Origin of the sequence: Pseudomonas sp. LG1D9 (genome assembly GCF_002949995.1) — a bacterium.
Classification (GTDB): domain Bacteria; phylum Pseudomonadota; class Gammaproteobacteria; order Pseudomonadales; family Pseudomonadaceae; genus Aquipseudomonas; species Aquipseudomonas proteolytica.
The window spans coordinates 4,730,568-4,743,288 of the sequence record NZ_CP026881.1 but is presented as its reverse complement, the minus strand read 5'-3'; the positions used below and the strand labels follow the sequence as shown (position 1 = coordinate 4,743,288).

The 12,721-nt window shown below is 61.6% G+C and carries 8 protein-coding genes and 1 pseudogene; 1 reads left to right on the top strand and 8 read right to left on the bottom strand.

All coding sequences use genetic code 11. The annotated features are described in order from the left end of the window. Positions 1-33: 33 nt before the first annotated feature. The 4 genes and pseudogenes from C5F71_RS22240 to C5F71_RS22225 all read right to left on the bottom strand — a co-directional run bounded on the left by C5F71_RS22240 (position 34) and on the right by C5F71_RS22225 (position 2,027). The gene (locus C5F71_RS22240; protein WP_092235099.1) at positions 34-975 is read right to left on the bottom strand and encodes a rhodanese-related sulfurtransferase; all 942 of its coding nucleotides are present in this window, start codon (positions 973-975) and stop codon (positions 34-36) included. A 103-nt stretch (positions 976-1,078) separates the two neighbouring features. Beyond that, positions 1,079-1,204: pseudogene (locus tag C5F71_RS29430) on the bottom strand (outer membrane lipoprotein carrier protein LolA); the annotation flags it as partial. Further along, positions 1,200-1,493 carry a BolA family transcriptional regulator gene (locus C5F71_RS22230; RefSeq protein WP_029298730.1) on the bottom strand — a complete coding sequence of 98 codons (294 nt, stop codon included), beginning with the start codon at positions 1,491-1,493 and terminating at the stop codon, positions 1,200-1,202. The gene C5F71_RS22230 and the pseudogene C5F71_RS29430, both read right to left, overlap by 5 nt. A gap of 12 nt (positions 1,494-1,505) precedes the next feature. Next, complete coding sequence (locus tag C5F71_RS22225) at positions 1,506-2,027, bottom strand: DUF2059 domain-containing protein (RefSeq protein ID WP_029298732.1); 522 nt, start codon at positions 2,025-2,027, stop codon at positions 1,506-1,508. A 193-nt stretch (positions 2,028-2,220) separates the two neighbouring features. Between C5F71_RS22225 and C5F71_RS22220 the strand changes: the two genes are divergently transcribed. After that, entirely contained in the window at positions 2,221-3,609 is a 1,389-nt protein-coding gene (locus C5F71_RS22220) for a class II fumarate hydratase (RefSeq protein WP_104911956.1), read from the top strand. A gap of 9 nt (positions 3,610-3,618) precedes the next feature. On the opposite strand, the gene C5F71_RS22215 is transcribed toward C5F71_RS22220, so the two are convergent. From C5F71_RS22215 to C5F71_RS22200, 4 genes are all read right to left on the bottom strand, one after another. Further along, the gene (locus tag C5F71_RS22215) at positions 3,619-4,581 is read right to left on the bottom strand and encodes a DMT family transporter (protein WP_070995209.1); all 963 of its coding nucleotides are present in this window, start codon (positions 4,579-4,581) and stop codon (positions 3,619-3,621) included. A gap of 201 nt (positions 4,582-4,782) precedes the next feature. After that, complete coding sequence (locus C5F71_RS22210; RefSeq protein ID WP_070995210.1) at positions 4,783-5,967, bottom strand: thiolase family protein; 1,185 nt, start codon at positions 5,965-5,967, stop codon at positions 4,783-4,785. A gap of 128 nt (positions 5,968-6,095) precedes the next feature. Next, the gene (pap, locus tag C5F71_RS22205) at positions 6,096-7,613 is read right to left on the bottom strand and encodes a polyphosphate:AMP phosphotransferase (RefSeq protein ID WP_104911955.1); all 1,518 of its coding nucleotides are present in this window, start codon (positions 7,611-7,613) and stop codon (positions 6,096-6,098) included. 102 nt (positions 7,614-7,715) lie between these two features. Further along, the gene (locus C5F71_RS22200) at positions 7,716-12,542 is read right to left on the bottom strand and encodes an NEL-type E3 ubiquitin ligase domain-containing protein (protein ID WP_104911954.1); all 4,827 of its coding nucleotides are present in this window, start codon (positions 12,540-12,542) and stop codon (positions 7,716-7,718) included. Positions 12,543-12,721: the final 179 nt, after the last annotated feature.

The following is a 12,721-nucleotide window of genomic DNA, read 5'->3' as shown; positions in this document are numbered from 1 at the left end:
GTCCATTACATAGAGCAGGCGCGCGGACATGGTTCAAGCCTCGGTGGATGATTGCTTGTAGTTGTAACCAATCGGGTGCGGCATATTGCGGGCCTTGGCCAGTTCGATCTGCTTCTGGCGGTCGATCGCACTGCGACGGGTCTTCTCGGACAGCTTATCCCAGCAATGCGGGCAACTGATGCCGGCCACGTAATGCTCGGATGCGCGGTCCTCTACGCTAACCGGTGTGCGGCAGGCATGACATTGATCGTAGTCACCTTCGCTCAAGTCGTGGCGCACGGTCACGCGGTTATCGAACACGAAGCAGTCGCCCTGCCACTTGGTTTGTTCCTGGGGCACCTCTTCGAGGTATTTGAGGATGCCGCCCTTGAGGTGATACACCTCATCGAACCCTTCGCTGAGCATGTAGCTGGAGGCCTTTTCACAGCGAATGCCGCCGGTGCAGAACATGGCGACTTTCTTGTGCTTGGCCGGGTCGAAGTTGGCTTTGATATAGTCGGGAAATTCGCGAAAACTCGTGGTTTTCGGGTCGATCGCCCCTTCAAAGGTGCCGATCGACACTTCATAGTCGTTACGGGTGTCGATCAACAGCACTTCCGGATCGCTGATCAGGGCGTTCCAGTCTTGTGGATCAACGTAAGTACCGACTTTCTTGTTGGGGTCGACGCCTTCGACGCCCAGGGTCACGATCTCTTTTTTCAGCTTGACCTTGGTGCGGTAGAACGGCTGCTCGTCGCAGTACGACTCTTTGTGGTCGATGTCGACCATGCGCGGGTCGTTCTTCAGCCAGGTCATCAGGCCATCAATGCCTTCGCGGCTCCCGGAAACGGTGCCGTTGATGCCTTCTTCGGCGATCAGCAAGGTGCCCTTGATGCCGTTGTCGACCATGGCTTGCAGCAGAGGCTCGCGCAGGGCGACGTAATCTTCGAGGGTGACGAACTTATACAGTGCCGCCACGACGATGGGTTGTGTCATGGGTGTTCTCTCCAGGTGGCTACCCTCGCAAAGGGTGAACCGGATGCAAAAAAAACGCGCCGACTGAGCGGCGCGTTGCGGATTCTATCAGGGATAAACCCCGAACTGTAGGAGCGAGCTTGCTCGCGAAAAACCTGAGAACGCCGCGTGCTTTCAGAATGCGCGCGTCATCGTTAACGATCTTCGCAAGCAAGCTCGCGCCTACAGAGGTTGACCGTAACCGATCAATGTCCGCCAGCGCAGGTCGGCGAGGCCGGGGCTGCGTCGATTTTCGCCCATTCTTCAGGCGTGTAGGTATGCAGTGCCAGCGCATGGAACTCGCCCATCAGGTCGCCCAACGTGGCGTAGACCTTCTGGTGGCGCTTGACGCGGTTGAGTCCGTCGAACTGCTGGCTGACCAGCACGGCCTTGAAGTGCGTCTGCAATCCACGGCTGTGCATATGGCTTTCGTCCAGCACACTCACGTGTTCCGGGCTCAGGGCGGCAAGTGCCGTCTCGATGCGCTGTTGCATGGTCATTCCTGGCTCCACTTACTTCTTGGCAGGCGCGGCGGCTTTTTTCGCCGGAGCCAATTCGTTGGTCATGTCTTCCAACAGCTTGTTCACGACCGGTACGGCGCTTTCCAGTTTGGCCTGGGTCAGTTGGGCCGATTGCTGGGTCAGTTGCGGCATTTTCTCGAGGACTTTCTTGCCCAGTGGCGATTTGTAGAAGGCAACCAGGTCCTTGAGTTCTGACTCACTGAAGTTGCTGGTGTACAGCTTGACCATGTCCGGCTTGAGCTTGTTCCAGCCAATGGCCTGGTCCAGGGCGGCGTTGGCCTTGGCCTGGTAGGTGTCCAGAACGGTTTGCTTGGCGGCAGGCGCCTTGGTCTGCTCGAAACGCTGGGCAAACATTTGCTGCACTTGCATGTACACCGGGGTGCCGAGCTTGTCTGCGTGAGCCAGGGTCAGGAAGGCTTCGGCACTGGCGTTGTGGCTGGCGGTATCGGCAAGAACCTGGCCGCTGGCACATACCAGGGCAACCGCGGTACAGATGGCACGAAGACGAGTCATCGAGTTTCCTTTCTAGCTGGCGAGGTAAGACCCCAAGGGCGACCATTCTGCGCCTAAAAAACGCCGGTACTCAACCCCACGCCTTGTAGGGCCTGGTTTTGCGGGGGATTGCCCGATGAAATGGCTTTTATGGAACCCAAGCGTGCCTCCAGGGCCTAAACTGCGCAAACCGACTACAAGGAGAGTCACCGCGATGAGCCGTATCGAAACCGACAGCCTGGGCGAAGTACAAGTCCCGGATGACGCTTACTGGGGCGCACAGACCCAGCGTTCACTGGTCAATTTCGCCATCGGCGAGCAACGCATGCCACTGGCGGTCCTGCACGCCCTGGCGCTGATCAAGAAGGCCGCGGCGCGGGTCAACGATCGCAATGGCGACCTGCCCGCCGACATCGCCCGCCTGATCGAACAGGCCGCTGACGAAGTGCTCGACGGCAAGCACGATGACCAGTTCCCGCTAGTGGTCTGGCAGACCGGCAGTGGCACCCAGAGCAACATGAACGCCAATGAGGTGATCGCCGGCCGCGCCAATGAGCTGTCGGGCAAGCCCCGTGGCGGCAAGAGCCCGGTGCACCCCAATGATCACGTCAACCGCTCCCAGAGTTCCAACGACTGCTTCCCTACCGCCATGAGCATTGCCACCGTACAAGCGGTGCATGAGCAGTTGCTGCCGGCGCTGCGTGAGCTGTCCGGTGGGCTGGCCGAGTTGTCGGCGCGCCATATGAAGCTGGTCAAGACCGGCCGCACCCATATGATGGACGCCACGCCCATCACCTTTGGCCAGGAAGTCTCGGCGTTTATCGCGCAACTCGATTATGCCGAGCGCGCCATTCGCAGTGCCCTGCCCACCGTCTACGAACTGGCACAAGGCGGCACGGCGGTCGGCACCGGCCTGAACTCGCCCCATGGCTTTGGCGAGGCCATTGCCGCAGAAATCGCCGCGTTGTCCGGGCTGCCGTTTGTCACCGCCCCCAACAAGTTCGCCGCTCTGTCGGGCCATGAGCCGCTGACGACTTTGTCCGGTGCCTTGAAAACCCTGGCCGTGGCCTTGATGAAAATCGCCAACGACCTGCGCCTGCTAGGCTCGGGCCCGCGCGCCGGGCTGGCTGAAGTGCGCCTGCCGGCCAATGAGCCGGGCAGTTCGATCATGCCCGGCAAGGTCAACCCGACCCAGTGCGAAGCGCTGTCGATGCTGGCCTGCCAGGTGCTGGGCAATGACGTGACCATCGGCATTGCCGCAAGCCAGGGGCATTTGCAGTTGAACGTGTACAAGCCGGTGATTATCCACAACCTGCTGGAGTCGATCCGCTTGCTCGCCGACGGCTGCCGCAACTTCCAGGAACATTGCATCGCCGGCCTTGAACCCGACGCCGAGCAAATGGCCGAGCATCTGGAGCGCGGGCTGATGCTGGTGACGGCGCTGAACCCGCATATCGGCTATGACAAGTCGGCAGAGATTGCCAAGAAAGCCTATGCCCAAGGGCTGACCCTGCGCGAAGCGGCGCTGGAGTTGGGCTACCTCACCGATGCCGAATTCGACCAGTGGGTACGCCCGGAAAACATGCTCGAAGCCGGGCACTGATCCCCTCTCCTACAGAGGTTGTATCAACCTTGCGCGCCGGGCCTTGAGCCCGGCGATCAAGGACGGGGCCAACGCCACCGATGCCGACCCCAGCACCACCAGCACCGCGCCACCGTAGCCCAGGCCATTGATCTGCTCGGCGTGCACATAGTCGGGCCACAGCCATGCCGCAATCGCCACCGCCACGAACGTCACCAACGGCGTGATCGCCAGGGTCGCGCTGACCCGCGAAGCCTCCCAGTGGGCCAAGGCCTCGGCAAAGGCGCCGTAGGCAATCAGGGTATTGAAACAGCACGCCAGCAGCAGCCAGCCTTGCAACGGGCTCAGTTGCAGCGCCTCCATGGGATGCACCCAGGGCAGCAGCAGAAATGCGCAGCTCAGGTAGATCACCATCATGACCTGCAGGGAATTCCACACCGTCAACAATTGCTTCTGGCCCAGGGCGTAGAACACCCAGATGGTGGTTGCCAGCAGAATCGTCAGCACCCCGGCGGTGTAAGTGCCCAGGGACGTCAACAGCTCTGCCAGGCGCTGGTTGAAGAACAGCGCAAAACCGATGATCAATACCAGCAGACCTACGCCCTGCCCCAGGCTGAAACGCTCCTTGAACAGGAACACGCTGGCAATCATCAGGAAGATCGGCCCCATCTGCACCACCAGTTGCGCGGTGCCGGGGCTCAACATCTTCAGCCCGACCAGATAGAGCACGTAGTTGCCCACCAGTCCGCATACCGCCATCGCCACCAGCCAGCCACCGCGCTTGCCCAGGACTTTGGGGCTGGGCAGACGCTTGACGGCGGCCAGGTAAATGAACAGGCAAGTGCCGGACACCATCAGGCGAAACCAGGTCACGGTGATCGGGTCCATCACCTGCAGGACCTGCTTGAGCTTGATCGGCAAAATGCCCCAGAGCAGCGCGGTCAGCAGGGTCAGGGATAAACCGTAGACCCAGCGGCCGGAAGAGATGTGCATGAGTGCCCCAAGAGCCAGAGGTAGAGGAACCTGCATTCTAGGGGGATGTGGGTAGACCTTGGCGAAGTTTTTTATCAGACACACCACAAATCAACGGTGGGCTTGCTCGCGAATGCGGTGTGTCAGTCGATATATCCATCACTGACCCACCGCATTCGCGGGCAAGCCCGCTCCCACAGTTGATCTTCGGTGTTTTATAGATCAGCGCACAGCTTCGAACAGCCCGGTCGCCCCCATCCCACCCCCGACGCACATGGTGACGATGCCGTAGCGCAAATCACGCCGCTGCAGTTCACGCACCAGATGCCCCACCTGCCGCGAGCCGGTCATGCCGAACGGATGGCCAATGGAGATCGAACCACCGTTGACGTTGTACCTGGCATTGTCGATTTCCAGGCGATTACGCGCATACAGGCACTGCGAAGCAAACGCCTCGTTGAGTTCCCACAGGTCAATGTCCGCCACCTGCAGGCCACGGGCCTTGAGCAATTTGGGCACCGAGAACACCGGGCCGATGCCCATCTCGTCCGGCTCGCAACCGGCAACGGTAAACCCGCGGAAAAACGCCTTGGGCTTGAGCCCCAGTTCCAGGGCTTTTTCCAGGCTCATCACCAGGGTCATCGATGCGCCGTCGGACAATTGCGAAGAGTTGCCTGCCGTCACCGAGCCATCCTCGGCAAACACCGGCTTGAGCCCGCTGAGGCTGGCCAGGGTGGTGTCTGGGCGGTTGCAATCGTCGCGATCGACCACGCCATCAAGAATCTGTACCTCGCCGGTGTTTTTATCCTCGACCTTGTACTTGACCGCCATGGCTACGATTTCATCATCAAACAGCCCGTCAGCCTGGGCCTGGGCGGTGCGCTGCTGGCTTTGCAGGGCGTACAGGTCCTGCTCCTCGCGGCTGACGTTATAGCGCCGGGCGACAATTTCGGCAGTCTGGCCCATGGGGAAATAGATGCCCGGCACCTGCTCCTTGAGCAAGGGGTTGATCAGGTTGTCGGTATTCACGCTTTTCATGGTCAGGCTGATGGATTCGACGCCACCGGCAACAATGATGTCGCTGCAACCCGAGGCAATCTGGTTCGCCGCGATGGCAATCGCCTGCAGCCCCGAAGAACAGAAACGGTTGAGGGTCATGCCCGCGGTGCCGGTGCCAAGGCGCGACAGCACTGCCACGTTGCGGCCGATGTTGTAGCCCTGGGCTCCTTCGTTGGAACCGGCGCCGACGATGCAATCCTCGACACTGGCCGGGTCGATGCCGTTGCGGGTGAGCAAGGCGTTGACGCAATGCGCGGCCATGTCATCGGGGCGGGTCTGGTTGAACTTGCCGCGAAAGGACTTGGCCAGGCCGGTTCGCACGCTGTCGACGATCACTACTTCACGCATGGGCTACCTCAATCTTGTCGTTGTTGGGAGACAGATCGAGGATAGATCCAGCGCCAGGCGATCGCGACGATCATTCACCTGGCGTATGCAAAAGCATGGCGCTAACCCTGTAGGAGCCAAGCTCGCGCCTACTTATGCTTCTTCTTTTTGTCGTGTTTATCGGACTTGGCGAACGCCTCTTCCAGCGCCAGGTTGATGGTGCGCAATACCTTGACCCGCGCCCAGCGCTTGTCGTTGGCCTCCACCAGGGTCCAGGGGGCGATCTCGGTGCTGGTGCGGTCCACCATGTCGCCCACCGCTGCCCGGTAGGCATCCCACTTGTCGCGGTTGCGCCAGTCGTCTTCGGTGATTTTGAAGCGCTTGAAGGGGATTTGTTCGCGCGCCTGGAAGCGCTCCAGTTGGGTGTCCTTGTCAATGGCCAGCCAGAACTTGACCACGATCACCCCGGCGTCGCGCAGTTGCTCCTCGAAATCGTTGATCTCGGCGTAGGCGCGCATCCAGTCCGCAGTGCTGCAAAAGCCTTCGATCCGCTCCACCAGCACGCGGCCATACCAGGAGCGGTCAAACACGGTGAACATGCCCCGCGCCGGGATCTGCCGCCAAAAACGCCACAGGTACGGCTGGGCCCGTTCGTCTTCGGTGGGCGCGGCAATCGGTACGATGCGGTATTGGCGCGGGTCCAGCGCCGCCGCCACCCGGCGGATCGCCCCGCCCTTGCCCGCCGCGTCGTTACCTTCGAAAACCGTGACCAGCGCGTGCTTGCGCATGCGTTTGTCGCGCATCAGGCCCGAAAGCCGCGCCTGTTCGGTAATCAGTTGTTCCTCGTAGTCGTCCTTCTCCAGGCGCTGGGTCATGTCCAGGCTGTCGAGCAGGTTCATCTGGTCCACGGATGATGGCAATGGCGCCGGCTGGATACCGCTGGCCTTGGTTTTGGGCACCTTCAGGGCATTTTGCAGGCTTTCCAGCAGGATCTTGCCCACTGTCAGCCCACGGTAATTGGCGTCGACGCCTTCGATCACATGCCAGGGCGCGTAGTCCCGGCTGGTGCGGCGCAGCACGCGCTCACCAAAATGCACAAACTTGTCGTAGGTCTCGGACTGCTGCCAGTCCAGCGGGCTGATGCGCCAGCTGTGCAGCGGGTCGTCCTGCAAGGCCTTGAGCCGTGCCTTCATTTGCTTCTTGGACAGATGGAACCAGAACTTGAAGATCAGCGCCCCTTCATCGCAGAGCATCTGCTCCAGGCGTTCGGCCCCGGCGATGGCCTGGTCCAGCCGCGCATCCTTGATCTGCCCATGAACCCGCGCCTGCAACATCTGGCTGTACCAGTTGCCGAAGAACACCCCCATGCGCCCCTTGCCCGGCAATTGCCGCCAATAGCGCCAGGCCGGCGGGCGCGCCAGTTCTTCGTCGGTCTGCTGGTCGAAGGTGCGCACTTCGATCAGGCGCGGGTCCATCCATTCGTTGAGCAGCTTGACCGTCTCGCCCTTGCCGGCGCCTTCGACGCCATTGATCAGGACGATTACCGGGAAGCGTCCCTGCTGGTGCAACTCGAACTGCGCCTCCAGCAAGGCTTCACGCAATGCCGGGACTTGCGCGTCGTAAGTGTCTTTATCGACGGCGTGACCAATTTCTGCGGATTCGAACATGGGCGACTCCCTTCCAAGATGGATCAAGACTAGCGGATTGGGCTGCAAGGCGGGCAAGCAATTCCATAGGGCTTGCCGTGGATCAATCCGCAACCCTGGCGGCTAGTCTTCCGGCAGATGGCAGATGTTCAGGTCCTGATACTTCATCATCTGCTGGGTCAGGCGTTCCATCACCTCGTTGATCGCCTGCCTGCGCGGCGCGCGCAGGCCTTCCATTTGCGCCAGGTATTCGCCATCGGTGAGGTTTTGACTGTTCTCGAAAAGCGTCTGCTGCTGCCCATCAAATGGCTCGGTCGCACGCCTGAACGTCTCGGGAAACTGCTGCTTGAGATGGGCCTTCCAGAACGACAGTTGGGCAATAAACCGCAAAAACACCGGCGACAGCTCGGCGATCAGGACTTGCTCATGCGCACGCTCCAGGTTCTCGCTGGTCAAGTCAGCCAATGACCCGAAGCGCATGTGCTTGGGTTGCCCCGGCAACTGCAGGATCTTCGCCAGGCCGACCCGATACGCCAGGCTCACCTCCAGCGGGTCTTCGCTGGCATGTTCGGTGGCGTAAGTCGCCGCGATCTTTTCCAGTTCACTGAGGCGAAACAGGCCGCGCCCCAGGCTCAGCAGCACCCCGGAGTTGCCTTGCCCACGGCTGGCCTGGCGCGTGGCGTTCGCCACGGCCTTGAGCACTTCGACCTGGCTGAAAATCTCTGTCGCGCCATCAACACAGTTCGTCGGATGGGCCACCAATTGGAACACCCGCTCGCGCAACTCGACGCTGTCATGGGTCGCCTGCAAGACCTCCCAGACTCGCCGGGTCATGTCCTCGCGCACGTAACGGCTGTCGGCGGCGCCAGAGAGCTGCGCCAACAATGCCATCAGCGGCATCGACTCCGGGTCATCGCGCAGGTTGGCCCAAATCGCCCGCTTGCTGGCATCGGCCGCCGCCACCTCGTCTGGCAGCCAGGTGCGCCTGGCCTTCAGCTCAGTGAATCGTGACGAATCGTCCTCCACATAGCCCATACCGATTCCCACTGCATCGCGGTAACTGATCAGGGCGCTCATCGTCGTCGAGGACAAGGGGTTGCCCCCCAGATTGATCGCCTGGCTGAACCTGCGTGTGGAGGTGAACAACCAGTCGGGCAGCACCGTGATCCAGTTACTGCGCAGGTCGACCTGTTCCAGATGGGCCAGACGTGCGATCCCGGTGGGCAGGTCCACCAGCTTGGCATCCTCCAGTAACAGGGTCTGCAAGTCGCGCATGTTGCTTACGTCCAGATGCGACTCGATGGGGTTGTGGCTCAAGTCCAACAGACACAACGTGCTCATGTCGGCCAGCTTGCGCCGGGTGTACTCAGTCAGCGCCAACTGATTATGGGGCAAGGCCAGGCTGTTGAGTTCGGGCATGCGCGACAGGTACTCGGGCAGGCGGGTCAGGCGGTTGCGGTCCAGGTTCAGGCGCCGCACGCCCTTGAAGCACTTCAGAAAATAAGCCACGTCATCGCCCAGGCGCATGTTTTTCAGGGACAGTTGCCGCACATGGTCGAAGCGGGTCTCGGGGGGCAGGTTCGGCAATGCCCCCACGCGCATGCCATCCAGTGTCAGCCCCGGCACGGGCACTTGGTGATCATCGAGCACAAAGCTCTGGCGGCGCCAACAGGCTTCGATCCGCTCGGCCACTTGCTGGCGGCTGTGACGAATATCAGCCATGCCCGGCTGCGCCGCCAGGTCGCCGACGTTGTTCTTCCAGTGCTTGAGGATCGAGCGCAGAAGCTTCAGGTCAGCCTGCAGGCGCGCGACGGCCTTGGCTTGGGCCAGGGCGTCGGTCCCCAGGCTTTGCAATAACTCGGCTGCCTGGACATCACTGAACAAGGGATAAATTTTCTGTACCTTGCCCACCAGCGGCCGCGGGCTGTCCGGTGAATCAGACATGCGACAGGGAACCTCCAGGGCCAGGGGCTCGCTCGCCTGATCGGAGAAAGCTTCGCCCGCCACCACACGCTCGCTCTGCGCCCGGGCAGCCAGGCGGCGGCGCAGCCTCCAAGCGTTTTCGCCAGGATGCAACGGCAACTCCAGGGCGCTGCGCTGGGTAGCCGAGAGCGTTTGCAGGATCGCCTCGAACAGCCCGTCGGAACCGGCCTGGGCCGCCCCCATGCTCACCCCGTGGGCATCGAACGGCGTGAATCCCACGCCCGAGCTGACCAGCACCCGACGCACGCTCGCGCCCTCCCTCGCCCCCAGGGCCAACAACGGCCCGGCGGGTGAACCCTGGCGCAACTCCACTTGCAGTGTGCTGTCCCAGCCGTCGAGGTGCGGCAGCATGCGTACCGCCACGCACTGGGTGTCCAGACCGGCCAACTCCGGCTGCTCGAAACCGGCCAGGGCACGGTCCAGGCGCTGTGCCTCCAGGCTCACGCGCACCGACTCTGCCAGGGCCATGGGCACCCGCTGGTTGTCCCGCAGGGCTTGAAGCTCCACGGAGGACGCCTGGGCCATCAACTCGCGCATCACGCGGGTGGGCAATGGCGGGTAGGCCTCGCGCAACGGCGCGCCACCCTCGGGCACCGGCCCGTCGTAGGCCTGGTATAGCTGCTCAAACAACGGTTTGCGATCAGCCTTGAGGTGCGCGAGCAATTGACGCGCCAATGCCGCGTGCTCGTCATTGGCGGCCACCCCTTCGCCCAACAGACCGGCCTTGCGTGGCGCATCCAGGCCAGACAGCAACACATCAAACACCTGCCCCTGCGCCACGGCCTGCTCGCAGAGGCTCAAGCGCCCGGCGGCATCAAACGGGCCAGCGGCGGGATAACGCGCCGTAACGCTACCCTGGGCATCCAGCACCTCGAAATAATGGCCCTCGGGCCAGCCCGGCAGCAGCGGCAACGCGTGCATCTGGGTGGTCGCACTTGGCCCATTGAGGTAAGCGCCACGCTCCAATAGCCAGACCAGGTCGCGAATCGACTGCTCCAGCCTGAAGCGCTCGTACAGATCACGAAAGCGTGCCGGAAAAGGCAAGCACTCCTGCGCCAGGTGATACCCCCAGCGGTGGGGCTTATCCATGATGTCCTTGACCAGCCGCAGCTTGCGCGATTCCAGCGCAGGGTGGCGACTGCTCGGCTCCAGGCGGGAAAACAGATAGTCCTGGTCTTCCCACTCCTCGGGGTCCTCGAACGAAAAACGCCAGGCCCCCTCGCCGTTGTGCACCATCGGCGGCCGATAGGCCGCCTGCCGCGTACGGTGGCTGGCCCGCCACACACCCTGCTGCGGCTCGTAGGTCACCTGATGCAGGTTGTCGCCGACTTTGACGTATGAGCGAGCGCCCACCTTGTACACGCCCTGGGCGTCGGCAGGCACATCGTCGATCAGGTGTTGATCGTGGGAATACTGCCCGATGTCAGGGTGCCACAGCCGTGGCTGTCCATCCGTCGAACGCACCGCTTCCAGCGACTTGAAGTAACCGGCATAGCTTTGCCGGGTGCGCTTGAGTACGTTGCCCACGACCTTGGTCCCCGCAGCGAACAACACCATTGAGGTAATGTCCTGCGCCACGGCTACCAACTGCTTGAGCGCCTCCTCCTTGTCGCCACGGCGCCAATCCTCAATGCCCTCATACACCTCGCCGAGCATCTGCCCCACCGCCACGCTCGTCATCAACAGGCCCAATGCCGGAACCACAAAGCCGGCGAGATTGAGCAGCGTCAGCCCCGCGTCCAGGTAGTCCAGCAGACGCTGCTTGCGCACCTGCTCATCCACATCCGCCACCGGGACCGCCAGGGTCCGGGCGTCGATCTGCAATTTGCCCGCGTAGGTGGCAAAAAAGTGCTGCGCCAGGCTGGTGGTGATGGGCTTGGCCTCCAATACACCGAGGGTACGGTGCTGGTCAAAGCGACGGAAAAAGTCGACCCGGTCTATTTCCCCCAGGTACCCCGTGAAAAAGGTGCGGTAGGTGCTGACTTCCAGCTTCAGATCCAGATAGAGCTTGAAGTCGTTGAGCGATGGGTACTCAAAAAAAGGTCGCCCTGGCTCATTGGGCATGTACACCACACAGGGCTCCTGCGGGTAATCGGCAATCGGCCGGCCAGAGAACACCAGCACACTCCACAGGCAGCAATCCAGCGCATTCAAGCCCTGCCAGATGACCTGGCGCCCTTGGAACATCAGGCCCCTGGCCTGCACGGGGTCCATCTTGCGATCCAGCAGGGTGCATAACAGGCCATAGGTCGCGGGGGTGATATCGCCGCGCATGCAGGCAATGTGCGCGTCGATTTTCAGATCCAGGGTTTTCATCCAACCGATATCCAGCGCCACGCCATTGAAATAGGCGTCATCGTCGGGTTCGCCAACGTCGAGGTTGAACACGTCACTGATGTGCTGCTGATACAGGCTGCCGACATCAAGATCCCGGCAGCCCTTGGCAAATGCCTGCACGGAGACAGGGATCACCCCACCCTGGCCTGAACCCGATTGCAGCCGCGACGGCGGCGCAAAATGCGCCTCTTGCGCTTCCTCCTCGGTAAAGTTCTGCAGGGCCATGTGCAACAGGGTCTGCTGCTCCAGCTTGACACTGCGGACATACTCCAGCGGCAGCACGCCTTTCTGGTATTCGTAGAAAGCCCGCACAAACAGGTCCTTGTGCGGCTCGACCGTGACCTGCCATTGCCTCTGGCAGTAGGCCTTCAACTGCGCATTGCAAAACTCATCCAGTGAGCGCAATGGGCGCAAGCGTCCCGCGACGGCGGCCCTGGCCTCGTCAAGCTGCGCGGCCTCCCGCTCCAGCGCCTCCAGTACCCCTTTGGGGGCGTTCAACATCCAGCCCGGCAGGCGCTTTTGCAGGACCTCGGCCTTGGACAGGTCGCGGGTGATTTCCAGCAACGCCGCCTGTAACTGGCGCTGCGTCAATTGAGTACATGTCTTGGTCAAATCATCCTGGTCCGGCATGCGCAATGTCCTTTATTGCCCGTTAATCAGCCATTCACCATAACCCGACGCAAGCCTTTGAATTTACGCAGATAGTTGATCGTTAGCGGGTGCTTTACAGAGGTTTTTTGCGTGCAACCATCAGCGGGCTACCACCACAGGCCGGCGCGGATCGGCCGGCGCTCCCGCGATCGGCTAGA

What these genes read in the sequence shown, in the direction of transcription:
- pap (WP_104911955.1), bottom strand. Translation starts at nt 7,613, where the DNA reads ATGTTCGAATCCGCAGAAATTGGTCACGCCGTCGATAAAGACACTTAC.
- C5F71_RS22215 (WP_070995209.1), bottom strand. Translation starts at nt 4,581, where the DNA reads ATGCACATCTCTTCCGGCCGCTGGGTCTACGGTTTATCCCTGACCCTG.
- C5F71_RS22240 (WP_092235099.1), bottom strand. Translation starts at nt 975, where the DNA reads ATGACACAACCCATCGTCGTGGCGGCACTGTATAAGTTCGTCACCCTC.
- C5F71_RS22220 (WP_104911956.1), top strand. Translation starts at nt 2,221, where the DNA reads ATGAGCCGTATCGAAACCGACAGCCTGGGCGAAGTACAAGTCCCGGAT.
- C5F71_RS22210 (WP_070995210.1), bottom strand. Translation starts at nt 5,967, where the DNA reads ATGCGTGAAGTAGTGATCGTCGACAGCGTGCGAACCGGCCTGGCCAAG.
- C5F71_RS22225 (WP_029298732.1), bottom strand. Translation starts at nt 2,027, where the DNA reads ATGACTCGTCTTCGTGCCATCTGTACCGCGGTTGCCCTGGTATGTGCC.
- C5F71_RS22200 (WP_104911954.1), bottom strand. Translation starts at nt 12,542, where the DNA reads ATGCCGGACCAGGATGATTTGACCAAGACATGTACTCAATTGACGCAG.
- C5F71_RS22230 (WP_029298730.1), bottom strand. Translation starts at nt 1,493, where the DNA reads ATGACCATGCAACAGCGCATCGAGACGGCACTTGCCGCCCTGAGCCCG.